At 66.3% G+C, this 24,800-nt stretch carries 23 protein-coding genes and 1 riboswitch; of the genes, 13 read left to right on the top strand and 10 right to left on the bottom strand.

The genetic code is table 11. From position 1 onward, the window contains the following. Positions 1–136: 136 nt before the first annotated feature. On the top strand, positions 137–2,089 hold the full coding sequence (locus ACQP2D_RS26125; RefSeq protein ID WP_433678551.1) for an acyl-CoA dehydrogenase family protein: 1,953 nt from the start codon (positions 137–139) through the stop codon (positions 2,087–2,089). An 18-nt stretch (positions 2,090–2,107) separates the two neighbouring features. Here ACQP2D_RS26125 and ACQP2D_RS26120 read toward each other — a convergent pair whose 3' ends face one another. Both ACQP2D_RS26120 and ACQP2D_RS26115 read right to left on the bottom strand, forming a co-directional pair. Beyond that, positions 2,108–2,776 (bottom strand): phosphatase PAP2 family protein, encoded by a 669-nt coding sequence (locus ACQP2D_RS26120; RefSeq protein WP_433678549.1) that lies wholly within the window; start codon positions 2,774–2,776, stop codon positions 2,108–2,110. Positions 2,777–2,822: 46 nt separating this feature from the next. Beyond that, positions 2,823–3,278 (bottom strand): SRPBCC family protein, encoded by a 456-nt coding sequence (locus tag ACQP2D_RS26115; RefSeq protein ID WP_433678548.1) that lies wholly within the window; start codon positions 3,276–3,278, stop codon positions 2,823–2,825. A 211-nt stretch (positions 3,279–3,489) separates the two neighbouring features. Here ACQP2D_RS26115 and ACQP2D_RS26110 point away from each other — a divergent pair, with 211 nt between their 5' ends. Then, positions 3,490–5,850 (top strand): helix-turn-helix transcriptional regulator, encoded by a 2,361-nt coding sequence (locus tag ACQP2D_RS26110; RefSeq protein WP_433678547.1) that lies wholly within the window; start codon positions 3,490–3,492, stop codon positions 5,848–5,850. Here the strand turns inward: ACQP2D_RS26110 and ACQP2D_RS26105 are convergent. The 3 genes from ACQP2D_RS26105 to ACQP2D_RS26095 form a co-directional block, all read right to left on the bottom strand. Then, complete coding sequence (locus ACQP2D_RS26105) at positions 5,835–6,737, bottom strand: nuclease-related domain-containing protein (RefSeq protein ID WP_433678546.1); 903 nt, start codon at positions 6,735–6,737, stop codon at positions 5,835–5,837. The genes ACQP2D_RS26110 and ACQP2D_RS26105 overlap by 16 nt on opposite strands. A 90-nt stretch (positions 6,738–6,827) precedes the next feature. Further along, positions 6,828–8,219, bottom strand: a complete 1,392-nt coding sequence (locus ACQP2D_RS26100; protein WP_433678545.1) for a DUF2252 domain-containing protein — start codon at positions 8,217–8,219, stop codon at positions 6,828–6,830. A gap of 115 nt (positions 8,220–8,334) precedes the next feature. Beyond that, the gene (locus ACQP2D_RS26095; protein ID WP_433678544.1) at positions 8,335–10,029 is read right to left on the bottom strand and encodes a GMC oxidoreductase; all 1,695 of its coding nucleotides are present in this window, start codon (positions 10,027–10,029) and stop codon (positions 8,335–8,337) included. A gap of 260 nt (positions 10,030–10,289) precedes the next feature. Between ACQP2D_RS26095 and ACQP2D_RS26090 the strand changes: the two genes are divergently transcribed. From ACQP2D_RS26090 to gcvP, 7 genes are all read left to right on the top strand, one after another. Beyond that, positions 10,290–10,904, top strand: coding sequence for a CDP-alcohol phosphatidyltransferase family protein (locus ACQP2D_RS26090; RefSeq protein ID WP_433685766.1), 615 nt, complete (start codon positions 10,290–10,292; stop codon positions 10,902–10,904). Positions 10,905–11,020: 116 nt separating this feature from the next. Beyond that, positions 11,021–11,419: a glycine cleavage system protein GcvH gene (gcvH, locus tag ACQP2D_RS26085; protein WP_433678543.1), complete on the top strand. Its 399-nt coding sequence runs from the start codon at positions 11,021–11,023 to the stop codon at positions 11,417–11,419. A 170-nt stretch (positions 11,420–11,589) separates the two neighbouring features. After that, complete coding sequence (gene odhI, locus ACQP2D_RS26080) at positions 11,590–12,075, top strand: oxoglutarate dehydrogenase inhibitor Odhl (protein WP_354956478.1); 486 nt, start codon at positions 11,590–11,592, stop codon at positions 12,073–12,075. A gap of 73 nt (positions 12,076–12,148) precedes the next feature. Next, entirely contained in the window at positions 12,149–12,985 is an 837-nt protein-coding gene (gene ftsR, locus ACQP2D_RS26075; RefSeq protein ID WP_433678542.1) for a transcriptional regulator FtsR, read from the top strand. A gap of 160 nt (positions 12,986–13,145) precedes the next feature. Beyond that, a complete protein-coding gene (locus tag ACQP2D_RS26070) occupies positions 13,146–13,619 on the top strand; it encodes a bifunctional nuclease family protein (protein ID WP_433678541.1) in 474 nt (157 codons plus the stop codon). Between the two features lie 184 nt (positions 13,620–13,803). Further along, the gene (locus ACQP2D_RS26065) at positions 13,804–14,403 is read left to right on the top strand and encodes a MerR family transcriptional regulator (RefSeq protein WP_330254661.1); all 600 of its coding nucleotides are present in this window, start codon (positions 13,804–13,806) and stop codon (positions 14,401–14,403) included. 132 nt (positions 14,404–14,535) lie between these two features. Beyond that, positions 14,536–14,636, top strand: a riboswitch (glycine riboswitch). A gap of 172 nt (positions 14,637–14,808) precedes the next feature. After that, entirely contained in the window at positions 14,809–17,613 is a 2,805-nt protein-coding gene (gcvP, locus tag ACQP2D_RS26060) for an aminomethyl-transferring glycine dehydrogenase (protein ID WP_433678540.1), read from the top strand. 53 nt (positions 17,614–17,666) lie between these two features. Here the strand turns inward: gcvP and ACQP2D_RS26055 are convergent, their stop codons facing one another. The 3 genes from ACQP2D_RS26055 to ACQP2D_RS26045 are packed head-to-tail and all read right to left on the bottom strand — an operon-like array spanning position 17,667 to position 18,737. Further along, positions 17,667–18,149 (bottom strand): SRPBCC family protein, encoded by a 483-nt coding sequence (locus ACQP2D_RS26055; RefSeq protein ID WP_433678539.1) that lies wholly within the window; start codon positions 18,147–18,149, stop codon positions 17,667–17,669. After that, positions 18,146–18,481, bottom strand: coding sequence for an ArsR/SmtB family transcription factor (locus ACQP2D_RS26050; protein ID WP_433678538.1), 336 nt, complete (start codon positions 18,479–18,481; stop codon positions 18,146–18,148). Before ACQP2D_RS26050 ends, ACQP2D_RS26055 begins: the two co-directional genes overlap by 4 nt. 49 nt (positions 18,482–18,530) lie before the next feature. Continuing rightward, entirely contained in the window at positions 18,531–18,737 is a 207-nt protein-coding gene (locus ACQP2D_RS26045) for a hypothetical protein (RefSeq protein WP_433678537.1), read from the bottom strand. Between the two features lie 142 nt (positions 18,738–18,879). Here ACQP2D_RS26045 and ACQP2D_RS26040 point away from each other — a divergent pair, with 142 nt between their 5' ends. Then, on the top strand, positions 18,880–20,451 hold the full coding sequence (locus ACQP2D_RS26040; RefSeq protein WP_433678536.1) for an MFS transporter: 1,572 nt from the start codon (positions 18,880–18,882) through the stop codon (positions 20,449–20,451). Positions 20,452–20,454: 3 nt separating this feature from the next. Further along, a complete protein-coding gene (locus ACQP2D_RS26035; protein WP_433678535.1) occupies positions 20,455–20,934 on the top strand; it encodes a hypothetical protein in 480 nt (159 codons plus the stop codon). A 170-nt stretch (positions 20,935–21,104) separates the two neighbouring features. Here ACQP2D_RS26035 and ACQP2D_RS26030 read toward each other — a convergent pair whose 3' ends face one another. Further along, positions 21,105–21,785, bottom strand: coding sequence for a hypothetical protein (locus ACQP2D_RS26030; protein ID WP_433678534.1), 681 nt, complete (start codon positions 21,783–21,785; stop codon positions 21,105–21,107). 48 nt (positions 21,786–21,833) lie between these two features. Further along, entirely contained in the window at positions 21,834–22,421 is a 588-nt protein-coding gene (locus ACQP2D_RS26025; RefSeq protein WP_433678533.1) for a TetR/AcrR family transcriptional regulator, read from the bottom strand. Positions 22,422–22,481: 60 nt separating this feature from the next. On the opposite strand from ACQP2D_RS26025, the gene ACQP2D_RS26020 reads away from it, so the two are divergent. Both ACQP2D_RS26020 and ACQP2D_RS26015 read left to right on the top strand, forming a co-directional pair. After that, positions 22,482–23,969 (top strand): ABC-F family ATP-binding cassette domain-containing protein, encoded by a 1,488-nt coding sequence (locus ACQP2D_RS26020; protein WP_433678532.1) that lies wholly within the window; start codon positions 22,482–22,484, stop codon positions 23,967–23,969. Then, positions 23,962–24,792: a Vgb family protein gene (locus ACQP2D_RS26015; RefSeq protein ID WP_433678531.1), complete on the top strand. Its 831-nt coding sequence runs from the start codon at positions 23,962–23,964 to the stop codon at positions 24,790–24,792. Before ACQP2D_RS26020 ends, ACQP2D_RS26015 begins: the two co-directional genes overlap by 8 nt. The last annotated feature ends 8 nt before the right edge of the window (positions 24,793–24,800 follow it).

The following is a 24,800-nucleotide window of genomic DNA, read 5'->3' as shown; positions in this document are numbered from 1 at the left end:
CTCGGCGAAGATGTCATGTCACGATATTTGTGAAGGACGAATCCGCAGGTCAGCGCTTTGCGGGCGGTCACTGAGGGGAGTGTGCCATCAGCGCGGGCCCGTCGCGGGACGTTGGTGAAACGCTAGTGTCGGTGCCATGGCTGACACCGAGACTCCCTCGACATCGGACCACCTGCGCGATGCGCTCGACGGCCCATGGCGCGCGGTGCGCGCCGAAGCCCGGGTACAACTGGCCGACGACCGATTTTCCGGAGACCCCTATCTCGACTACCACGCGGCCAGGGCCCGGGTGCTCGAGCAGATGCGGGTCATCTCGACGATGGGCTACGCGGAGGGCGGTTTCCGGCGCGAGCACGGAGGCACGTGGGAGCCCGGGGCGGCGGTGGTCGGGTTGGAGATGCTGGCCTATGCGGACCTGTCGCTGTGGGTGAAATCCGGTGTGCAGTGGGGCCTGTTCGGCGGTGCCGTGGAGAACCTGGGGACCGAGCGGCATCGGGATGTGGTCGAGCGCCTGATCTCGCTGGATCTGCTCGGCTGCTTCGCGATGACCGAATCCGGGCACGGCAGCGATGTCGCGAATCTGGAGACCACGGCGACCTATGATCCCGCGACCCAGGAGTTCGTCGTGCATTCGCCGACACCGTCGGCGCGCAAGGACTACATCGGCGGCGCGGCCGAACATGCCAGGATGGCAGCGGTTTTCGCGCAGCTGATCACCCAGGGGACGAGCCAGGGCGTGCACTGTTTCCTGGTGCCGATCCGCGATGAGCACGGCACCGATCTGCCCGGCGTGACCAGCTACGACGATGGCCTCAAGGGCGGTCTGCCCGGCGTCGACAACGGTCGCATCGTCTTCGATCAGGTCCGCATTCCGCGCGAGAACCTGCTCAACCGGTATGCCGATGTCGCACCCGACGGCACCTACAGCTCCGATATCGAGAATCCGAGCCGCCGATTCTTCACCACGCTCGGCACTTTGGTGCGCGGGCGGGTCAGCGTCGGTGGTGCGGCGGCGGCCGGTGCGCGGGTGGCGTTGAGCATTGCCACGCGGTATGCGCTGAAGCGTCGTCAGTTCTCCGATCCGGACAGCGGTCGGGAGACCCTGCTGCTGGACTACCGCAGTCATCAGCGGCGGCTGCTGCCATTGATCGCCCGGTCGTACGCACTCGCGTTCGCCCAGAACGATCTGGTCCGCAGGATGCATCTGGTGCAGACCGGTCAGGATCTCGAGCCCGGCGCACAGCGCGCCCTGGAGAAGCGGGCCGCCGGACTCAAGGTGGCGCAGACCAGATTCGCGACACGCGCGATCCAGGAATGCCGCGAAGCCTGCGGCGGGGCGGGCTATCTCACCGAGAACCGCCTGGTCACGCTCAAGGCCGATACCGATGTGTTCACCACCTTCGAAGGCGACAATGTGGTGCTCACCCAGCTGGTGGCCAAGGAACTGCTCACCGCCTATTCCGATGAGATCCGCGATCTGGACGCGCTCGGCTGGGTGCGCTTCGCCGCGACAATGGCCGGTGATGTGGTGCGCAAGCGTTCCGGTGTGCGCCAACTGATCCAGACGCTGCGCGACCGCAGCGACGATACCGTCGACGACGGCGACCTGTCCCGCCGCTCGGTGCAACTGCAGCTGTTCGCCGACCGTGAGGACTATCTGGTGCGCACCGCGGGGCACCGGCTGCGTGCCCGCGCCAAGGACACCACCCCGTTCGAGGCATTCAATAACGCGCAGGACCACATCCTCGCCGCGGGCACCGCGCATATCGACCGGCTGATTCTCGAGGAGTTCATCGAGGGCATTGCCGGCATCGAGGATCCGGCGGCGCGCGAGCTCGCCGAAACCGTCTGCGACCTCTATGTCTACTCGATGCTCGAGGAGAATCAGGCCTGGTTCATCATGCACCGGTTCATGTCGGTCGAACGCGCGAAGGCGGTGCGCCGCGGCGTCAATGAACTCGTCGACCGGCTGCGCCCGGACGCGCTCACCCTGGTCGAGGGCTTGGGTGTGCCGGAGAGCATGCTGCGGGCGGAGCTGCTCGACGATGCCAGCGTCTTCGATCGGACGACCGTCCGGACGACCGTATAGCGTTGCGGCACACCGCGATCAGCGCGGGTAGCGGCTGCGAGCGGCCGGGTGAACTCGTCCGTTCGGCTCGAGCAGGCGGTCGGCCGGTCGCCAGCATGCGGTGACCAGCGCGATCGCCGCGGCCGTGCCGCCGAGGATATCGGTGGGCAGGTGGTAGCCGAGTCCGATCATGCCGACCGCGGCGCAGAGCAGCGCGACGGTGGCGGTCACGACAGAGCTCACCCGGGCTCGCACCGAGTCGGTCAGCAGCACGAATGTGGACGCTATCGCGACCAGATGCACCGTATGGCCGCTCGGATACGCGAGATAGTCGTGCAGCGGTCGATCCCAGAGCGGTTTGAGCACCCAGCTGTTGAGCCCGACCACGACCTCCGGAAGCACCACCATCGTCGCGGCGCGGCGCCACTGCCCCCGATAGCCGAACCAGGCGGCGGCCGCGAGCAGCAGCGGGATCAGGATGTAGCCATTGCTCGGGATCACCAGCGCCTGGTAGATGCCGGGACGGTCGTCCATCGCCGAATGGATCGGCTCGGCGAGCGCGCGATCGAGATCGGTGGAACCGCCATCGCGGGGAAAAGTCAGCGGCAGCGTAACCGCGATGCCGAGGCCGATGAGCACCACACACAGCGCGATGAGGTGCGCTCGGACCCGGCCGAGCCACCCGACCACCTTCCACTCCACGATCACCGCTCGACGATAGGGCACCCGCGCATCGGCGCCATCGGTCGCGGGCTCACCCGCGATCAGGTCCGTACGGATCGAACGCGATCAGGCCTCGTCGGACTCCAGCAGCGTCTTGGCCGCTCGAACCGGCGACCTCCGCGTCCATGGTCCGCTGCACCGCCGCGGCCATGAGCAGCTTCTTCAGATCCGTCAGCGACGCGGCCAGCGAGAATGTCACCCGGGTTCCGCCATCGATAGCTTCGAAGGTGTACTCGACGATCGGTCGCAGCGGTCCCGAGATGCCCTGCAGGACGATCTTTCGCTCGGGCTCGAATTCGGTGATCCGCACATCGGCCGATACGGTCCGGCCGCCCGGTCCGGCCACCCGCTGTCGATACACGGTGCCCACGAGGGGCGGGGCATCGGCGGTGATCTTCTCGACCCCCGCTCGCCAGCGGGTGCTATTGGCGGCATCGGCGAAGAAAGCGAACACCTCGCCGATGGACGGGCGATCGTGACGGTACACGTGGCAGCAGGCAAAGCGGAACCTCCTCACGCTATCTCGACGCACCCGGCCGATGCGCCGTCGCGTCCTCAGACCGAACGGACCGGATCGGACGCAGGATCCGACGCGCACGACGCAGATGAACTGCGCCTGCGGCCGCGATGAATTTCCTACGGTGTCAGCCGAAGTCGTCGGATACTGTGGGATCGCGACAACCTGCGAGGGGGCCACCATGGTTGACCACAGCTCTGCGCTACCGCCATCGGGGAGCTACCGGCTGCCGAGCCTCGTCGGCAGGGATGCCGAGCACGTCGAGATCGGACGACTGCTGACCGATCCGCGGGTCCGCCTGCTCACCCTCACCGGCACCGCGGGCGTCGGCAAGAGCAGGCTGGCCCGAGAAGTGCTGGCGGACAGTGAGTTCCGTTCCTGTCTGGATTCGGTCGCGGACCTCGGCGAGGCCGTTGATCGCGCGGGCGCGTGGCACGCGGTGCTGGACGCATCGGGGCAGCGGCCGCTGGGGGTGGTCGAACGCCCGCGCACCGATGCGCGGACCGCACTCACGGTACTGGCGGCCAGGATCGACTCCTGCCGGGCACTTCTGCTGCTGGACAACTGCGATCGCGTCGCCGCCCAGCTGGCAACCGATATCGCCTGGCTGCTCGAACGCTGTCCGCAGCTGGTGATCATCGTGACGAGTCGGGTGCCGCTGCACCTGTATCACGAATGCGTGCTGTGCATTTCGCCGCTGCCGACCGGTGACGGCACCGGCGATTACTATCCGGCCGCATCGCCCGGCGCGCAACTGCTGCTGGCCAGCATCGATAGCCACTACCTCGAGGCCGCCGCGCTCGCCGACCGTTTGGTGCTCGACGAGATCGTCCGCGCACTCGACGGCGTCCCGCTGGCGCTGGAACTGGCCGCCGCCACCATCTCCCGGCTCGGACCGGTCGGCACGCTCCAGCGCATCTCGGCGGGCCAGGATCTGCTCGAGTCGCCCTTTGTCGATGTGCCCGCGCGGCATCGGACGATGCATGCCGCGGTTGCGTGGAGTCTGGCCGACCTCGATCCCGACGTACTCGATCTGCTACTGCGACTGTCGCTGTGCGAGTCGACGATCGATACCGAAATCGCCTGCCTCCTCGGCACCGCCGATGCGGAGCGAACCGGTGTCGCGCTGGCCGAACTCGTCGATCGCAGCCTACTGCACCATACGGCGCTGGAAACCGGTGCCGTCGGGTATCGATTCGTCAGTACGGTCCGCGCCTGCTGCCGCACCGCGCTGCACATGGATTCGCGACGCGCCGAGGGAATTCGACGTGAGCACGTCGATCGGATCTGCGAACTGGCCCAGCTGCTCGGCGCCCGCATGCACCAGCGCGAGTACCGCGCCGACGCACTGGCGCTCGCGGGTGATCGGCTGCGCGATGTGCTCTCGGTGGTGCGGCATCTGATCGCCACCGGCGACGCCGAACGTGCCATCGGCACCGCGTCCGCGCTGCAATGCGCGTGGATTCAGCACGGCTATCTGATCGAACTCGAGACCGTGCTCGCCAACGCGCTGACATCGGGGGACCGGGGCCCGGGTACGCCCGGCGAGGCGGCCCCCCGATGTCTGGAGTTGCTGGGCAATTTGGCCTTGCGGTCGGGGCGGATCGCGCGGGCGGTCGAAATTCTCACCAATGCCGTTGCGGCATATCAGCGATTCGACAATCCAGTCGGCGCGGGGCGGTGCGCGGTACTGCTGGCACCGGCGCTGCGGCTACGCGGCGAGCACGCGGCCGCGGCACACGCACTGGCGACCGCACGGGCCGCGGATCTGGCGTCGCCGTGGTCCTGGTGGCTCGATGTCAGCGCCGCTCTGCTCGAGCTCCCGGACCCGCCGCGACCCGACGACACAACCTGGTCGACACTGCGAGATCGGCTGCGGCAGTTCGATACTCCGATCCAGCTGGAGGCACTGCTGATGCTGGCACGGACCCAACTCGGGCCCGAGACCGCCGCCCGCGCCCAAGAGCTGTATCGCGAGGTGCTCGCACACGATGAGCTGGCCGCTCAGGTGCTCTGCGCGATTACCGCGCTGGAGGGCTGTGCTCGTGCCTACTACCGCGCCGGTGTCGGTGGTGAGCACGCTGCGACCCTCGCGGTCGCCGCCCGGCATCTGCGTGCGGCACACGGCATTCCGCAACTGGACCGCGATCAGCGCCTCACCGAGCACCGAAATACGCCGGACGAGTCCGGGTTTCGCGATGCGACGGCCGCGGGTGCGCGAATGAGCCTGTCGGATGCGGTGGCCTACGCGCGCACCGCGCCCACGCTGACCGAACCAGTCGAATCGCCGCTGGACGCGCTCACCAATCGACAGCGGGAAATCGCGGTGCTGGTCGCGACCGGCATGACGAATCGGATGATCGCGACACAGCTGCGGATCTCGGAATGGACGGTGGTCAACCATGTCCGCCAAGTGATGCTCAAACTGGACTGCCCCTCGCGACTACATGTCGCACTGCTGGTCGAACGCGGACCCGGCGCCCAGCCGATCGACGAGCAGCCGACCGCCATCGGACCCGCGCGACATCACCCCGGCCCGTAGGTCAATACCGCGGTGATCACGAACCAGATCACCCATGCGAAGGCGATCAGCATGCCCGCCGCCAGGGCAATGCGCATGAACGCGCGTCCGAGGTCCATATCGCCCGCCTGCCGCGGATACAGCTTCCACGGGCTGTACCAGGGCGCTTCGATGACGATGGCCGGTGCGTCGGCGTTCTTCTCGGCCTCCGCGAGCTCCGCGGCATAGGCCTCCGCCTGCGCCTGCTGCGGGCCGCCGTGCCACAGGGAGATATCGATCGGCCCGAGGAAACCCTCGTTGATCAGATCCTGTGGGGCGGGCAGATAGGGCAGGATGCCGAGACTGCGGAAAGCCACCGCGACATCGTTGGCGGTCCACAGGTGGATGTTCTTCTCGGATTCGGCCAGCGTCTCGAAATAGTGTCGCAGCCGGTCGGGTTCGGTGCCGAGGATCACATCGAAACTCGGATCGCTCCACTCCTGCTTCACCGAAAGCTCGGCACCGCGCAGCGGAACGATCAGCGCGACACCGTGCACCGCGCGTTGGCCGAGACCGCGTGCGGCCAGCCAGTTCTGCAGCGCGAGTGTGTGTTCGCGCGATTTGTCCAGCGGGGTGCGGCGATCGCGGGCCTCGATGGCGATGGGCTGGCCGGAGATCGTCCACGGACCGCTGAGCGGCACCTCCAGCACCCCGTCCTGGCGTGCCACCAGTGCCTCGGCCTCGATCACCACACAACTGGTCGGGGTCCAGACCACGGCATCGAACTGGTGCAGCCGATCATTGTGGAACAGACTGCAATTGACCGTGGCCACCCCGTGCGGGCTGGCCGGATCCTTCCAGGTGCGCAGCCAGTCGATCAGCGCCCGCTCGGCATTGGTGCCTGCCGGGTTCTGTACTCGCACGAGCATTCGCGACCGCCCTTCACGTCAACACTCGATGGTGGCAAGGATACGGACAACACGGCCCGGTTCGCCGCGCCTGCGACCAGACGCGGCGTGTCACTGCGGATGTTCCACTGCGATCTTTCCAGCCCGCACCGCCTGGACCAATACGGCGTGGTCGGACTCGGTCCGATCGGCATAGCGGACCGCGTAGCGTGCGATGGCGTCCTCGAAAGCCGCGTCGCCGTCGAGGTACCCGGCGAGCAGCCGCGGATCGAGGGAGCGCGAATGCGCGCGGGCCAGCAGTGCACCCGCCAGCCTGCCGTAGTCGTCGAGGTCCTCCGATGACAGCTCCGTCGGATCGATACTGCCCTTCATATTGCGGAACTGCCGCACCGTGAACGGCAGTTCACCGGTTTCCAAGCGCAGTGTGGTCCATCCGAGCAGGATATCGGTTTCGGACTGAACCAGCCTGGCGCCCTGCACAATTCGCTCTCCCTCGTGCCGCGGCCGCGGCACCGGCAGGAACGGTCGCAAGGCGGAGGGATCGGCCTGCTTCAGCTGCAGCACCAGCGCCTCGCCGTCGTTGCCGTGCAGCAGCGCGACATAGCTGTGCAGGCCGACGCTGCCGGTGCCGACGATGCGAAAGGCGATATCGGACACCGCGAATCGAGCCAGCAGATTGCGCCGGGACTCGCGCAGGGTGTCGCCGTAGCGTTCGAGTCCGTCGATGATCTCCTCGGCGACCTTATCGTCGACGGGGGTGAGAATCGGTGGGTCACTCACGAATCGGTGCTTGCTGATCCCGGTCTGGTGATCCTCCAAATGTTCGGTCCACTTCTCGACCACTTTGGCGCTGGTGTTCTTGCGCGCCTTCTTCGCGGCCTTCTTGAAGTCGTCGAGCAGATCGTCTGCCCTGGCCCGACTCAGGATCGACTCATCCGGCAGCGCGCTCCAGGACTCCATGAACGGTTGGTCGGCCAGATGATCGATGGTGAGCCGATACGACCGCGCGGCATCACGGGCGGCTCGCACGCAATCGTCTTCGGCCGCACCGCCTTCGCGGCCCGCCAAGACCAGGCTGGCGGCCAGCCGCTCCAGATCCCACTCCCACGGACCGACAATGGTTTCGTCGAAATCATTGATGTCCATGACGATTTCGCCGCGCGGCGTGCCGTACAGGCCGAAATTCGCGGCGTGCGCGTCACCGCAGAGCTGGGCGGACAGGCCGCTGTCCGGACTGCCCGCCAGATCGGCGGCCATCAGACCGGCCGCGCCGCGATAGAAGGTGAACGGCGAGGCGATCATCCGGCCCATCCGCAGCGGCACCAGATGCGGCAACCGGCCGGCATTGCTGGCCGCCAGGAATTCCAGCACATCCGGCCGCTCGGACCCGGCGGCCGCCCGGTCCCGCGCGGTGACCGGAACCCGCTGCCGCAGTGCGCGTCCGCGGGCGCGCACCTCCTCGGCGGGGACGTACGACCGAAGATTGATACCACCGTCCAACACTGTGACATTTTGCCGCACCTGTGGCGCGGCGTGTTCGCGGCCCCGAATATTCGGCATCGCGTAGCGGTTCGATGAGGGGTGGTGGTGGTCGGGCGACGGGTGCGCGTTGGCTTGGTCAGGTCGCGGGGACGACCGGATCAGCAGGCGTGATCGGCAACCGCAACGCACCGGGTGCTGCCGCTGGCACCGCGGGATGTTTCGGCGCGACCGGGGAGATCCGCCGGTACCGGGTACCGAGTTCCGGGCGCGGATCGGCCTCGTTCCTATTGGGCCAGAACGCCATTGCGCGCTCGGCCTGTGCGGTGATGGTCAGCGACGGATTGACCCCGAGGTTCGCCGTGACCGCGGAACCATCGGCGATATGCAGCCCGGGATGCCCGAATACCCGCTGATACGGGTCGACCACACCGGCCTCCGGACCCTCGCCGATCACGCAGCCGCCGATGTAGTGCGCGGTGGCCGGGATGTTCAGCACGTCCATGATCAGGCCGTGGGTATCGCCGTTGACCTTGGCGCCGAATCGGCGGCCGATATCGTGGGCCAGCGGAATCCAGGTCGGATTCGGTTCGCCGGTGCCCTGTCTGGTCTTCAACTGCCCGCGCCTGCGGTAGGAGGTCAGCGAATTGTCCAGCGACTGCATAACCAGCAGGATCACCGACTTCTCCGAGGCGTGGCGGGCATTGAGGCTGCGCAGGAACACCAGCGGGTGCAACACGATTGCCAGCAGGAAGCGCAGGAATCGGAATGCGCCGCCGTCCACGATCGGCACCGACATCGGGAACAGCGCGTTCTGCCCCTTGCCGTAATGGCATACCTCGATATGGGTATCGGCCTCCGGATGGATGGAGGAGGTGATCGCGATGCCCTCGGCGAAATCGCGGCGTGCGCGGCTCACCACATTGAGGATGGCCTCGGAGTTGCTGCGGGTCAGTTCACCCAGGCGCGGCGACAGGTTGGGCAGTACGGCCTCATCGCGCATCTTGTGCAGCAGCTTCTGGGTGCCGAGCGCGGCACCGGCGAATACCACCTGCTCGGCGGTAAAGGTCTTGCGCTGCTTGCGGATCCAGCGATCCGAGCGTTCGGTCTCGACCGCGTAGCCGCCACCGGACAGTGGCCGCACCGCGGTCGCGGTGGTGAGCGGATGCACTTCGGCCCCGGCCTTTTCGGCCAGGTAGAGATAATTCGTCGTGGTGGTGTTCTTGGCATTGTTCGGGCAGCCGGTGAAACATTGCGCGCAGTGCACACAGCCGCGTCGCCGCGGGCCCGCGCCGCCGAAGTACGGATCATCGACCTCGGTGCCGGGATCGGCCTCGTTGAAGAACACACCGACATTGGTGGGGTGGAAGGTACTGCCGACACCCAGATCGTCGGCGATCTCCTTGATCACCTCATCGGCCGGTGTCATCCGCGGATTGGGCGCCACCCCCAGCATGCGCTGAGCCTGGTCGTAGTACGGCGCGAGTTCGGTCTTCCAGTCGGTGATATGGGCCCACTGCTTATCGGTGTAGAAGTTCGGCAGCGGCTCGTAGAGGGTGTTGCCGTAGATGAGCGAACCACCGCCGACGCCAGCGCCGGAGAAGACCGCGCATTTGCCGAGGATGCTGATCCGCTGTGGTCCGGTCATCCCGAGCCGTGGGGCCCAGATCGATTTGCGCACATTCCAATTCGTCTTCGGGATGTCCTCGGCGGGCCAGCGGCGACCCGCTTCCAGTACGCCGACCCGGTAGCCCTTCTCGGTGAGGCGCAGCGCGCTCACGCTGCCGCCGAATCCGGAGCCGATCACTACCACGTCGTAGTCGAATGCGGGCATGGTTTCCCTCTCTGAACCGTGCGGCAGCCTGTGCGCAACCAGATGAGATGGTTTCACACTCATTCTGTCACCGGCTGCGATGTGGCGTAATGCGCTGTTGGCGACTGCTTGCAAGTCGCTCGAAAAACCAGCCTGCCGGTGCGCGAAAGTGTCCGCAACCGGCGTGCCCGGATGGCGTGAACCGGGGTCGGTGCGGTATGCACGGGGCTGTGGCAACCGAATCGGGGAAGACGGAACCGGGCGAGCGCGCCGACTCCGGCATGGGCGATGACGACCCGGCCGTCGGCGGCATCTTCGCCGACCGCATCCTCACCGTCCCCAATGTCCTGAGTGTGCTGCGACTGGTCGGCGTTCCACTGTTCCTGTGGTTGCTGCTGGTGGTCCGGGCCGATGGCTGGGCGTTCGCACTGCTGGTGGCCAGCGGTGTCACCGACTTCCTGGACGGCAAGCTGGCCCGGCTGCTCGACCAGTCCTCGCGGCTCGGCGCGCTGCTCGACCCGTTCGTGGACCGGCTGTACCTGGTGACCACGCTGGCCGCCTTCGTGATCCGCGGGCTGCTGCCCTGGTGGGTCGCGGTGATCCTGATCGGTCGTGACGCCATCCTCGCGCTGACTCTTTCGGTGTACAAACGCCGTGAACTCGACCCGCCTGAGGTCATCTACCTGGGCAAAGCGGCCACCTTCGGTTTGATGTCCGCGCTGCCGTGGCTGCTGGCCGGTCAGATGGACTGGGCGCTGGCAGGTTTCGGCCGCGCCTTCGGCGGGGCATTCCTGGTCTGGGGCACGACGGTGTACGTGTGGACCGGCGTGCTCTACCTATGGAAGGCTTTCGCCGTCGCGCGAGCGATACCGGCTGTGCCACACCGCAGTGAGTAGCGATTAGAGTTGCCTTGTACACCCGTAGCGGCCTGTTGCGGGTCGCTCGAAACGATCAGTGGTGACTGCCCGCAGGTCGCTCGACAACGATCTGCCGATCGAGGAAAGGACGGCCTGTGACCCAGACCCCCGAGGATCTGCGCTACACCGAGGAACACGAATGGGTGCGGCGGATCGGCCCGACCCGGGTTCGGGTGGGGATCACCGACTACGCCCAGTCTCAACTCGGTGACGTTGTGTTCGTGCAGCTGCCCGATGTGGACAAGGACGTGGCTGCCGCGGACAGCATCGCCGAGGTCGAGTCGACCAAGAGCGTCTCCGACATCTACGCCCCGCTCGCCGCGAAAGTCGTTGCGGTGAACGAGGATCTGACGTCGACGCCGGAAACGTTGAACAGTGATCCCTACGGTGACGGGTGGATCTTCGAGCTCGAATTGAGCGACGAGGCCAGCACGGATGCGGCACTCGGTGCACTGCTGGATGCCGCGGGTTATCAAGGAGTTATCGGGGGCTGACCAAGCCTTCCCGGTTCTACCTGCACGGGTACGCCCTGGCAGGGTACGGTCAATGCCAACAGATGTGCCGGCGCTTGACAGCCGGTGTTCTAGCGTCAGGATCCCCAGGTCGTGGCGGTGAAGGCAGCACCTGCTTGCATGGATAATCAGGTTCGAGGAGGAGAGAAACGGTGAGCGAGAACAAAGACCCGGGTTACGGGGAGACCGCGGCCGAGACGACGTCGGTCTTCCGCGCGGATTTCCTGAACGAGGTCGACGCGTCGCGCTCCGCTGAGGTGACCGGCGAACAGCCGGTCCAAGGGGTCGAGGGTCTGCCCGTTGGTGCAGCCCTCTTGGTCGTCAAGCGAGGCCCGAACGCGGGCTCGCGGTTCCTGCTCGATCAGCCGACCACGTCGGCGGGGCGCCATCCCGACAGTGACATCTTCCTGGACGACGTCACCGTCAGCCGTCGGCACGCCGAGTTCCGGCAGGACGACGATTCCTTCCAGGTGGTCGATGTGGGCAGCCTCAACGGCACCTACGTCAACCGGGAGCCGGTGGACTCCTCGGAGCTGCAGAACGGTGACGAGGTACAGATCGGCAAATTCCGCCTCGTGTTCCTCACCGGACCACGGGCCCAGGTGAACGAGCCATCGGCGGGTGCGGGCAGCCTGTGACTCCTGCGGCACGGATTATGCGTGTCGGCGGTGTTGACAGGGAAGAACGCTGTGTCATGAAAGACTCGGTGCTATGACGGGCGCGGCGCAGTGGGCTCGCGGAGGCATGTCGATCGGCTCCGTGCTGGACCTGCTGCGACCGGACTTTCCGGACATCACCATTTCGAAGATTCGGTTCCTCGAGGCCGAGGGGCTGATCAGACCCGAGCGCACACCGTCGGGTTATCGCAGGTTCTCGATCGCGGACTGTGAACGGCTCAGATTCGTTCTGACCGCACAGCGCGATCAGTACCTGCCCTTGAAGGTGATCAAGGAACAGCTCGAAGCGATCGACAGCGGTGCGGCGACGCTCGGTGTGCGGGAAGCCCGCGCCCGGGCGCACTCCGGCCGCAGCGGTGCGCCGGAGGCCGGGCATTCACCGCCCGACTCCGCGCCCACCACAACACCTTCGGCGCATAGCGCGGCCCGCACCGCGGCGCCGCGCAAACTCGGTGTCGTACCCGGTGAGATCTCGCCCGACGAGCTGCGATTCGATCACGAAATCCGGCTGACCCGCGCGGATCTGCTCGCCCAGGCCGAGATCGACGAGAAATTTCTCAGCGATCTGATCCGGGCCAATCTGATCACGCCGGGCGCCGCGGGATTTTTCGACGCGGACGCGGTGACACTGGCCAAGACCGCCAAGGCGATGGCCGAATTCGGGCTGGAGGCACGGCATTTGCGCGCCTTCAAGCTGGCCGCGGATCGGGAGGCGGCGCTGGTGGCGCAGATCGCGGCCCCGATCGCCAAGAGCCGCGACGCCGGTGCGCGGGCCCGCGCGGAGGAGACGGTACGCGAACTTGCGGCGCTGTCACTGACGCTGCACACCTGTCTGGTGAAGGCTTCGGTGCGGTCTTCGCTCGGCGGCTGAGATTTCCGGCGGGTTTCGCTTTGCGTCCCAGAGGGGCAACACGCCGATTTCGGCTGTGCACACGGAATGCTTGTCGCCTCGCGGTTCGCTTAGACTCGTGGTACGGCGAGCTCTGCAGCGGTCATGCCGGGCGGCCGGCGAGTCATTGGGAGGCAGTGCGATGAGTGAGATGCGCGTTATCGGCATTCGTGTCGAGCAGCCACAGAACCAGCCCGTGCTGTTGCTCCGCGAGGTGTCCGGAGACCGGTACCTGCCGATCTGGATCGGGCAGGCCGAGGCGACCGCGATCGTGCTCGAACAAGAGGGGGTGACCCCGATCCGTCCGCTGACTCACGATCTGATCAAGATCCTGATCGCCGACCTCGGGCACACTCTCAAGGAAGTGCGAATCGTCGATCTGCAGGAGGGCACCTTCTACGCGGATTTGGTCTTCGACAACGATCTGCGGGTCTCGGCCCGGCCGTCGGATTCGGTAGCGATCGCCTTGCGGGTGGGTTGCCCGATCTATGCCGAGGAACCGGTGCTCGAAGAGGCCGGGCTGGTCATGCCGGACGAGCGCGAGGACGAGGTGGAGAAGTTCAAGGAGTTCCTCGAATCCGTTTCGCCGGACGACTTCAAGGCCACCGACAGCTGAGCCGCGCGATGGTGGTCCATCGGTCAAATCCTTTGTTCTAGAGGTGAAGTAGAGGTCGAGACTCCTACCGCGCGTCGCGTTTGGTCCGACGATGCCGCTCCCGGGAGAATCACAGGGAGTAATCTCGATAGTTGGGCCACGTCCGTTACGGCCGGTCGTTGGTCGTGACGGAGCCGGGTCATCGATGAGGCTAGGCGTCGGCGAAGCAAGGGAGTGGTCAGTGGCAGAGCAATCGCAGGATGTGGTACAGCCAGGCCTGTTCCCGGATGATTCGGTGCCCGACGATTTGGTCGGCTACCGCGTACCGAGCGCATGTCAGGTCGCCGGGATCACCTACCGGCAGCTCGATTACTGGGCGCGCACCGGATTGGTCGTTCCGTCCATCCGTGGGGCCGCGGGTTCGGGTAGCCAGCGCCTGTATTCGTTCAAGGACATTCTGGTCCTGAAGATCGTGAAGCGACTATTGGACGCGGGTATCTCGCTGCAGAACATTCGCATCGCCGTCGACCATCTGCGCAGCCGCGGTGTGCAGGATCTAGCGGGCATCACGTTGTTCTCCGACGGCACGTCGGTGTACGAGTGCACCTCGCCCGAGGAGGTAGTCGATTTACTGCAGGGTGGGCAGGGCGTCTTCGGAATCGCGGTCAGCGGCGCCATGCGGGAACTGACCGGAGCCATCGCCAACTTCCCGGCAGAGCGGGCCGTGAGCGGCAGCGCGAGCGAACGGCCGGAGGACGAACTGTCCTTCCGTCGTAAGGCTCGGATGAACCGGAAGACCGGCTAGGGACCGATGCATCGAGTGCCCGTCGCTACGGCGGCGGGCACTCGGCTTTCTGCCGAAGTGACGAGCGCTACACGCCCATCCGGGGTCCGGTGGCGTCATTCATTGCGCGCGCGGCATAAACTGGCGGTGCGTCGCCGCCGTGCGGGAGAGTTCCGGACTTCACAAGAGTTCGGGCGCCGAAGGAGCAGCACCTCCCCGTCAATCTCTCAGGCAAAAGGGACCGTACGGGCTTCGACGTCTCTGGAAAGTGGCGACTCCGCACAACGCGGTGGTTGCCCGCCCATGGGGAAAGGGGTCACGGCACCTGCGTCGTGGCACCCGAATCTCTCAGGCTCCACGACAGAGGGGGAGGGCCGGTACCCGTCGACCGCAGTTGGTCGACCCGCCCGACCTTGGGAGCTTGTCGTGACTCGATCATTCGCCGACCGTCATATCGGACCCGACCGGGATGAACTCGCCCGGATCCTGGACGTCGTCGGCGTCGGCTCGCTGGACGAGCTCGCCACCACGGCGCTACCCGCGAGCATTCTGGACGGCTCCGGACTGGAGGTGCTGCCGCCCGCCGCGACCGAGCACGAGGTGCTCGACGAACTGGCCGCGCTCGCTCATTCCAATACCGTCGCCACCTCGATGATCGGGCTCGGCTACTACGACACATTGACCCCGCCGGTGCTGGTGCGCAGCCTGCTGGAGAATCCGGCCTGGTACACCGCCTATACGCCGTACCAGCCCGAGATCAGCCAGGGGCGGTTGGAGGCACTGCTCAACTTCCAGACCATGGTGTCGGATCTGACCGGGATGGAGGTGGCCAATGCGTCCATGCTGGACGAGGCCACCGCCGCCGCCGAGGCGATGACGTTGCTGCGCCGGGCGGGCAAATCCGCCTCCGCGCGCCTGCTGATCTCCGATGATCTGTTCCCGCAGACCAAGACCGTGCTGCAGACCCGCGCCGAACCGCTGGGAATCGAGATCGTCGAGGCGGATCTGTCCGGCGGTGAACTGCCCGAGGGCGAGTACTTCGGCGTGCTGGTTCAACTTCCGGGTGCTTCGGGTCGGATCGTGGACTGGCGGCCGGTGATCGAGGCGGCGCACGAGCGGGGCGCGTTGGTCGCGGTCGGCGCGGATCTGCTTGCGCTGACGCTGATCACGCCGCCGGGGGAGCAGGGTGCGGATGTATGTTTCGGCACCACACAGCGTTTCGGTGTGCCGATGGGCTTCGGTGGTCCGCATGCCGGGTACCTGTCGGTGCATGCCAAGCACGCGCGTCAGCTGCCGGGGCGGCTCGTCGGGGTATCCGTGGACGCCGACGGCCATCAGGCATATCGACTCGCCCTGCAGACCCGCGAGCAGCATATTCGCCGGGAGAAGGCGACCTCGAATATCTGCACCGCGCAGGTGCTGCTGGCGATTGTGGCCGCGATGTACGCGAGCTATCACGGACCCGACGGACTGCGCGAGATCGCCCAGAGCGTGCATCGGCGGGCGGCGGTCATCGCGGCCGGACTCGATGGTGCCGTGGTGCACGACAATTACTTCGATACGCTGCTGGTGCGGGTGCCCGGCGGCGCGGAAGCCGTAGTGGCGAAGGCGAAGTCGAGCGGTATCAACCTGCGGCTGGTCGACGCGGATCATGTCGGTGTCGCCTGTGATGAGGCGACCACCGAGACCCATGTCGCCGCCGTGCTCGAATCCTTCGGCACCGCACTGACTTCCGAGACGAGCGGGCCCACGACAGCGGTCTCCATCGAGACCCGCACCTCGGACTTCCTCACCCATCCGGCATTCACCAGCTACCACACCGAAACCGCGATGTTGCGCTACCTGCGGCGGTTGTCCGATAAGGATATCGCCTTGGACCGCAGCATGATTCCGCTCGGCTCCTGCACCATGAAGCTCAACGCGACCGCGGAGATGGAGGCCATCACCTGGCCCGGCTTCGCCCGCGTGCATCCGTACGCGCCGGTCGAGGACGCTCCCGGTCTGCTGAAGGTGATCACCGATCTGGAGAACTGGCTGTCCGCGATCACCGGCTACGACTCGGTGAGCCTGCAGCCGAATGCGGGCAGCCAGGGCGAATACGCCGGACTGCTGGCGATCCGCCGCTACCACCTAGATCGTGGTGACGCGCACCGCGATACCTGCCTGATTCCCTCCAGCGCGCACGGCACCAACGCGGCCTCGGCGACCATGGTCGGCATGCGGGTGGAGGTCGTGAAGTGCCGCGCGAACGGTGATGTGGATCTGGACGATCTGCGCGCCAAGATCGCCGATCACGCGGAGCGGCTGGCCTGCATCATGATCACCTACCCGTCAACGCACGGTGTGTACGAGCACGAGGTCGCCGAGCTGTGCGCGCTGGTGCACGACGCCGGTGGCCAGGTGTACGTCGACGGGGCGAATCTGAACGCGCTTGTCGGCCTTGCCCGTCCCGGTCGCTTCGGTGGTGATGTCAGCCATCTCAATCTGCACAAGACCTTCTGCATTCCGCACGGCGGCGGCGGTCCCGGTGTCGGCCCGGTCGCGGTGCGTGCGCATCTGACGAAGTACCTGCCGGGTGATCCGCTGGAGACGGATTCGCACGCGGTGTCGGCGGCCCGCTACGGTTCGGCCTCGATTCTGCCGATCACCTGGGCCTACATCCGGATGATGGGTGCCGATGGTCTGCGCACGGCGACGTTGACCGCCATCGCGTCGGCCAATTATATCGCGCGTCGTTTGAACGAGTACTTCCCGGTGCTCTACACCGGCGAGAACTCGATGGTCGCGCACGAGTGCATTCTCGACCTGCGTGATATCACCAAGCGGACCGGTGTCACCGTGGATGATGTGGCGAAGCGCTTGGCGGACTATGGATTCCACGCGCCGACCATGAGCTTCCCGGTCGCTGGCACGCTGATGGTGGAGCCCACCGAGAGTGAAAACCTCGCGGAGCTGGACGAATTCATTCGCGCGATGATCGCGATCCGGGCCGAGATCGATCAGGTCGCCGCGGGGGTGTGGCCGGTGGACGACAATCCGCTGCGCGGCGCGCCGCATACCGCGGCCTGCCTGGTCGGGGAGTGGGCCCACCCGTACAGCCGGGAGATCGCGGTGTACCCGCACGGTATCGATCCGTCGCGGGGCAAGGTGTGGCCCGCCGTGCGTCGCATCGATGGTGCCTACGGTGACCGGAACCTGGTCTGCTCCTGCCCGCCGCTGGACGCGTACTGACGGCTGCCGAGCCGCACCTCGACTCCGTTGCAGGTGCGGCTCGGTAGCCGCTCTTATTGTGCGGCAACCACTTTGCCGTAAGTGTTGACCAGATCGGGCCAGCCGCCCTCGCTTTGGACGCTGTCGCGCATGGATTCCCAACCCGTGCCATGGTTCTCGAAGCCGGAGTGCACCAGGGTGACCGCGGTGCGCTCGGGCGCCACCGCATGGAAGGTGACATCGACCCGGCTGGCGCGGTCAAGATTCGTCTCATGCTGCCAGTCCAGGCCGATCTCCCAGGAGAACGCGAAATGCCGCGGCGGATCCCAGACGAGTACGGTGCCCCAGGGACATTCGGTGCCGTCGGCCTCTCTGCCGAAGCAGCGCCCGCCCTCACGCGGTTCGATAACCTCCTGTGCCAGTTCACCTTTGCCGATGTGATGCGCACGCGGCCACCAGGTATCGATCCCATTGGTGAACACGTCGTAGGCCTTGTCGATCGGCGCATCGACGACGAGTTCGACCCGAACTTCCCTATCGCTCAACTGCTGTGTCATGGCTTCTCCTTTCTCGGGGCGTCGGCCGCCCGCCTGGTCACCTCGTCCTGGAAGGCCGACATCGCCGTCGACCAGAACTGCGTGAAGTACACCCGAAGCCCGTCGATCCCCTGTGGGTTCAGCCGATACACCCGCTTGGTCCCCACCGCCTGGTCGATCACCAACCCCGCCTCCTTCAGCACCTTCAGGTGCTGGGAAACCGCAGGCCGACTGACCGGCAACGCATCGGCCAACTCGCCAACCGCAGACGGCCCCTTCCCGAGCCGCTCGAAGATCGCCCGCCGCGTCGGATCCCCCAGCGCGTCCAAGGCAGCATCTCGGTAAGCCTTCACGAACCGTAAGTTTATACTTACCGATAGCGGCTGTCTATAGACTGATCGCTTACGCACCGCGCAGAAGCAGGACCCGGCGCTGCTCGTCGACCTTGACGAGCAGCCGGGGGCCGGCGTCCGAGCGGACTTCGACAGCCACGAGATCCTCGGTCTCGAACCTCCCCTCGCCCCGGGCCACCAGGGCGGCCAGATCTTCGAATTCCTCCACAGAACCGCCGACGTCGACCATGCCGTCGCTGAACTCCTCGACTCTCATACCTCTCCCTACGACAGCAGCGAGGCCAGTTACTCCGCGCAGGTGTGCAGTTCGGACAAAAGTACGGGATCGGGCACGGCCGGCCGGCGACCGCGACTCCCGCGACCGGGCACTCGATGGCCCCGGCCAGTACCCTGTGCCGGTGGGGCATAGGGACAACGTGCCGGGCGCAGCGGCGCGGCCGGGGATTGCGCTGGCAGCGGTGGCTGCCGTGGTGTTCGTAACCTTCCTCGACACCACTGTCGTCAGTGTCGCGCTCGGCGATATCCGGCGCGAGCTGAGCACCGACGTGACGTTGATGCAGTGGGTGGTAAACGCCTACACGGTGGTCTTCGCCGGGCTCATGCTGACGGGCGGATCACTCGGTGACCGCTGGGGTCGTAAGCGGGTCATGATCGTCGGATTGGTGATCTTCTGCGCCGGATCGGTGATCGCGGCGCTCGCGGCCAGTGTGTCGGTGCTCATCGCCGGTCGCGCGATCATGGGCTTGGGCGCGGCCGCCTCGGAACCGGGCACCCTGTCGCTACTGCGGCACATATTTCCGGATGAGCGGACTCGCGCTAGGGCGATCGGCGTGTGGGCAGCGGTGTCCGGACTGGCGATGGCGGCCGGACCGGTACTGGGCGGAGTACTGGTCCACGCCTACGGGTGGCGCGCGATCTTCTGGTTCAACCTGGTGATCGGGGCGGTGGCACTCGCTGCCGCGCTGTGGTCCGTCCCGGAAAGCGCCGACCCGCACCCTGGGCCCATTGACTGGGCCGGATCCCTGCTCGGCGCCACCTTTCTCGGGTCGGTGATCTACGCCGCGATCACCGGCGAGGATCGCGGCTACACCACGCCTTCGGTGATCACGTTCTTCGTGCTCGGGGCCATCGCGTTCGTCGGTTTCCTCGTCGTGGAAGCGAGGGCCCGCGCTCCCATGCTCGACTTTCGATATCTGCGCCTGCCAGCGGTGCGTGGTGCGCTGGTGGTCGCCTTCGCCGTCTACTTCGGCATCTTCTCGATCTTCTTCTTCACCGCGCTGTACCTGCAAGTGATGCAGTCGTATTCGGGTGCGCACACGGCCACGGTCTTCGCACCGATGGCCGTCGCGATCATTGTCGGATCGCTGGGCGCGGGCTTCTGGGTGGCACATCGTGGAGCGCGCACTCCCATGATCATCGGTTGCGCGGTCGGTGCCGCCGGGATACTGCTGACCCGCCACGCTCTCGCCGGCCCACTGCACGATCTTGCGTTGTCCGGCGCGATGGCGGTGGCGGGGTTCGGATTCGGTGTCGCCGTAGTGCCATTGACCTCGGCCGTACTGTCCGGGGTACCGGCGCAGCACTCGGGCATGGCCGCCGCGGCGACAAATACCATGCGCCAGGTCGGTTCGGCGGTCGGTGTCGCTGTGCTCGGGGCGCTGGTGAGCTCATTCCTCACCTCGGATCTGAAGGCGCGAATGAACGAATTGGGTTTGCCGACCGCGCTACAACCCAACGCCATCGACGCCGTCGAACGCGGCCGCATCCCCCCGGGTGTCGACATCACCCCCTACCTCCAATACCTGTCGAAGGTATCCGAGGTACTCGACACCGGAAAGGCGGCATTCCATCACGGACTCGATGTGGCACTGCTGGTTTCCGCGGTCCTGATCCTGGCCGCGGCGGCGTTCACCGCACTCGATGCGGGCATGCCACCGAGCAGACATCACACAACTAGGTCACCCGGTTGAAGCATGGGTAGTCGGAGTCGCGATGAGGTCACGCACCGAATCGATCAGGTGTTCGCGGGCTCGCTGCCGCTCACCGAGGACGAGCTTGCACCGCCGAGCATCGACGCGCCGTACGTCATCGAGCATTTTCACGGTCGCTCGCGGGCGGACATCGACCGCTCGAGCTTTCTGCCCAGCCTGCACATGGAAGACTTCACGTACATGACCGCACAGGCCGTCGAGTACTACCTCCCGGCGGTGCTGAAGCTGATGCTGATCCCACCGTACGATTACGAGCTCTGGATCTATCTCAGCAGCTTTCTCGGCAGTGCGCGGCGCGACGACGAGACGACTCTGCGCGGTCTTCGCCCCGCACAGCACGCCGCGATCGCGGACTGGCTCGAGCTCCTGTCCCGCGAGATCGATGAGGGGATCGGATTCGATCGCAAAGACGCCGCGAAGCTGGCGCGGCTCTATCGGCAGCTCGCGAACGCCGCGGCGTAGCCAGCCGCCCGCGCGCGCCGCGTTCCGCGGATGGTCTCGGGCTCAAAGGGTCGGGGCTGATGGTCGAGGGGAGTGGTTGGGTGCGTGAACTTGCTGTGGGGCAGCGAGTTTGCCGGATGTACGCGGTTGTCGCCGTATTGGCGACCGAAATTGGGCCGCCCCACGCGGGATTACGCCGGGTCCGGCGCGGCCTCGGGTTCGAGTTCCGAGATCTCGCTGAGGGCTTCGATTCCCAGTTCCGCGCGGGTTGCGTCGATGACGGCGCGTTCGTCTTGGACGGTGTTGGCAATTGCCTTGTGCCACAGTGCGCGGATGGCGTTGACATCGTCCATGGTTGCTTCTTCGTCGAGTTCGACCTTGAGGCGTTGCACGGTGATGCTCTGGGCTGCGGTGAGGGTGCGCAGGAGATCTTCGCAGCGGTGCGGGATCTTGGGGTTCGACAGGACGCGGAGTCGGGTGATGTAGCCGTTGCATGCGGAGATGCTCTGCTGTACTTCCTTGCCGAAAGTGTCCACCTCGTCGACGGATTCGGCCTTCCAATCGAGGGTGTCCCACAGGGTTTGGCGGACGTCGGCGGCGGCGAGTAGTACCGAGGAGATCGCGGTCAGGATCGATTCGCGTCGCCACTTATCCTCTTCGCGGCGTTCTGCGGCGGCATTGGCAGTGTCGATGTTGCGTTGTGCGGCGGCATGGGTTGTCTCGATATTGCGCTGTGCGGCATCGAGTGTGGTCCGGTTGCGCTCGTCGGCCGCGGTGATCGCGTCGCGGTTCGTCCGGTTGTTGATCAGGACGCCGATGAGCGCCGCGGCGGCGACGATGAGCGAGCTGAGAAGCGGAAGCCAGGAAGTCACCGGGTCATCATTGCACTGCGGGGTGTTCCGCTGTGCCCCGATCGGCCCTCAGAGCGCTCCCGCGCGTGCTGCGGCCAGTGCGGCATCGGCCGCGCGGAGGGTGTCTTGCGTGGTCACCGGTTCGTGAGTGATGAACAGGCGGTAGTAGATCGGCGCCACGGCGAAGCGGATTACCTCCTCGGCATCGACGGTGTCGGGGAGGTCGCCGCGGTCGATCGCGCGGCGGACGACCTCGGCGGACTGCGTGTGCCGGGCCGCGTAGAAGTGCCGGAGGGCTTCGGCCGCCGCGGAATTCTGCACTGCCGCAGCGATAAACGCACTCGCCACCGGTCCGGCATCGGGGTCGGCGAATCCGGTGCGCACCAGATCGGTGATGCCGCGCAGGTCGTCGCCGAGTGAGCCGGTATCGGGAATCGGCCACGGCTCGTTCTCCGCGAGTTCGAGGGCGTCGGCGATGAGTCCCTCGGGGCTGCCCCAGCGGCGGTACACGGTGGTTTTGTGCACACCGGAGCGTTGCGCGACGTTATCGACGGTCAGGCCCTGGTAGCCGCGCAGGGTGAGCTCGGCCAGGGTGGCCTGGCGCACCGCGTCGCGGACGCGGGCGCTCCGGCCACCAGGGCGCTTCTGCGTCTCCAAAGACAACTCCTGTTGCATTAGTTGGGCAGGCTTGTTAGCTTAAAGCTACACAAGTAGCGATTGGAGATCCATCTGACCACCCAACTGACTCTGCGGGGCGTCTCGAAGTCCTATGGACAACGAGTCGTCCTCGAGCGCGTCACGTTGTCCATCCGGCCCGGTGAGCGCGCGGGCATCGTCGGCGAAAACGGCTCTGGCAAGTCGACTTTGCTGCGGCTGCTGGCCGGCATCGAGAGTTTCGATGACGGCGGGCGCACCGTGCGTGCGGCGGGCGGCATCGGACATCTGGCGCAGACCGTGCCCGGCCGCACTGTTGGCGAGGCCATCGATCTGGCGCTGGCCGAGTTGCGCGAGCTCGAGCAGCGGATGTGCGAGGCCGCGGAAGCCGAGGATATGGTCGCCTACGGGGAGCTGCTCACGGCGTTCGAGACGCGTGGTGGATATGAGGCCGACGCTCGGGTCGACAAGTCGATGCACGGACTCGGCCTGGCGCATATCGACCGCGAGCGACCGTTGCCGAGCCTATCCGGTGGCGAGCAGGCCCGGCTCGGGCTGGCCTGTCTGCTCGCCGCCTCGCCCGAGGTGCTATTGCTGGACGAGCCGACCAATCACCTCGATGCGGCGGCCCTGGTCTGGCTGGAGGAGCGGCTGCGGACGCATGCGGGAACGGTGGTCGTGGTTTCGCACGACCGGACGTTCCTGGACCGGGTGGCGACCGCGATCGTGGAGGTCGAGGACGGCGGTGTCGCCCGATTCGGTGGCGGCTACAGCGGTTTTCTCGCCGAGAAGGCCGCGGCGCGGGCGCGCTGGGAGCAGGCGTATGCCCAATGGCAGGACGAGATCGCGCGACTCGAGGAGTTCGCGAATACGACGGCGCATCGGGTCGCGGTGGGTCGGGCGATGAAGGACAACAACAAGATGGCCTACGACCGCAATGCCGGTCGGGTGCAGAGTTCGGTGGCTTCGCGGGTCAGGCAGACGGCGGAGCGGTTGCGCAGGCTCCGCGATGATCCGGTGCGACGGCCGCCCGAGCGATTGCGTTTTCGCGGGAGGTTCGGGACGGGGCGGACCGCATCGTTCGAGATCGGTGCGCTGACGCTCGGGCCGCGGGATCGGGTGCTCATCCATGGGCCGAATGGTGCTGGCAAGTCGACACTGCTGGACAAGATCTACAACAGTGCGCGTGGCCGCGTCGGATATCTGCGCCAGCACGTGGTTTTCGATCCGGAGCCAACGGTGGCCGAGACCTATGGGCACGGTCGAGAGGCGCTGATGTCGACCGGACTGTTCCACCGGGACACGCTCGATATTGCGGTGGGCGCACTGTCGGAGGGGCAGCGGCGCCGCCTGGCACTGGCCGAACTGCTGGCGGGAAACTACGACCTGCTGCTGCTCGACGAGCCGACCAACCACTTGTCGCTGACATTGGTCGAAGAGTTGGAAGGCGCGCTGCGCGACTACGTCGGCGCGCTGGTGATCGTGACGCACGACCGAGCGCTGCGGGCCCGGTTCGCGGGAATGCAGATGGGAGTGGAACAGGTTGATTGAGCTTTCCGGCGCGCCCTACGGGTTGACGACCGGCCCGGATGGTGCGCTGTGGTGCACATTGGTATCGCAGGGCGCGATCGGGCGTTGTGCCGCAGGCGAAGTCGAGATCATCCAGCTCGATCCGGCAGACGGACAGCCGTCCGTCATTGTCGGTGGACCGGATGGTGCCGTGTGGTTCACCGAGTTTCGCGGTAATCGGATCGGACGGCTCACGCCGAGCGGTGAAATCGGTGTGTTCCAGGCGGATTCGCCGTACGGCATCACCACCGGCCCCGATGGCGCGATGTGGTACACCGAACTGCGGTCGAGCCGGATCGCCCGCCGCGCCCTGAGTGGCGAGGTGACGACATTTCCGGTCGAAGGCATGCCCTCCATGATCACGACCGGCCCGGACGCGGCCCTGTGGTTCACCCTGAACCAGGGCAACGGCATCGGCCGGATGACCACCGCGGGCACGCTCAGCGTCCACCCGCTGCCCACCGAAGCCGCCATGCCCGTTGGTATTACGGCCGGCCCCGATGGCGCCCTCTGGTTCGTGGAGATCGCCGCGGGCCAGATCGGACGCATCACCACCGATGGCAAGATCGACGAATACCCTCTTCCGGACCGTACCGCCCGGCCGCACGCCATCACCACCGGACCCGATGGCGCCCTGTGGTTTACGGAATGGGCGGCCAACCGCCTCGGGCGGATTACCACGTCTGGTGAGATCACGGAATACGAGCTCCCCGGTGCCGAGCCGCACGGACTCACGACCGGCCCCGATGGCGCGATCTGGGTGGCAATGGAATCGGGCGCACTGGTGCGAGTGCCGACTCAGTGAGACTGCCT

The organism is Nocardia sp. CA-119907, assembly GCF_050955995.1.
Taxonomy (GTDB): Bacteria; Actinomycetota; Actinomycetes; order Mycobacteriales; family Mycobacteriaceae; genus Nocardia.
The sequence above is the reverse complement of the archived record's forward strand: the minus strand, read 5'-3'. Positions and strand labels throughout refer to the sequence as shown.

Bases quoted from the DNA above. Each gene is read 5' to 3' on its own strand.
- ACQP2D_RS26125 (WP_433678551.1), top strand. From the start codon at position 137: ATGGCTGACACCGAGACTCCCTCGACATCGGACCACCTGCGCGATGCG.
- ACQP2D_RS26110 (WP_433678547.1), top strand. From the start codon at position 3,490: ATGGTTGACCACAGCTCTGCGCTACCGCCATCGGGGAGCTACCGGCTG.
- ACQP2D_RS26105 (WP_433678546.1), bottom strand. From the start codon at position 6,737: ATGCTCGTGCGAGTACAGAACCCGGCAGGCACCAATGCCGAGCGGGCG.
- ACQP2D_RS26095 (WP_433678544.1), bottom strand. From the start codon at position 10,029: ATGCCCGCATTCGACTACGACGTGGTAGTGATCGGCTCCGGATTCGGC.
- ACQP2D_RS26090 (WP_433685766.1), top strand. From the start codon at position 10,290: ATGGGCGATGACGACCCGGCCGTCGGCGGCATCTTCGCCGACCGCATC.
- ftsR (WP_433678542.1), top strand. From the start codon at position 12,149: ATGACGGGCGCGGCGCAGTGGGCTCGCGGAGGCATGTCGATCGGCTCC.
- ACQP2D_RS26070 (WP_433678541.1), top strand. From the start codon at position 13,146: ATGAGTGAGATGCGCGTTATCGGCATTCGTGTCGAGCAGCCACAGAAC.
- ACQP2D_RS26065 (WP_330254661.1), top strand. From the start codon at position 13,804: ATGAGGCTAGGCGTCGGCGAAGCAAGGGAGTGGTCAGTGGCAGAGCAA.
- ACQP2D_RS26055 (WP_433678539.1), bottom strand. From the start codon at position 18,149: ATGACACAGCAGTTGAGCGATAGGGAAGTTCGGGTCGAACTCGTCGTC.
- ACQP2D_RS26045 (WP_433678537.1), bottom strand. From the start codon at position 18,737: ATGAGAGTCGAGGAGTTCAGCGACGGCATGGTCGACGTCGGCGGTTCT.
- ACQP2D_RS26035 (WP_433678535.1), top strand. From the start codon at position 20,455: ATGGGTAGTCGGAGTCGCGATGAGGTCACGCACCGAATCGATCAGGTG.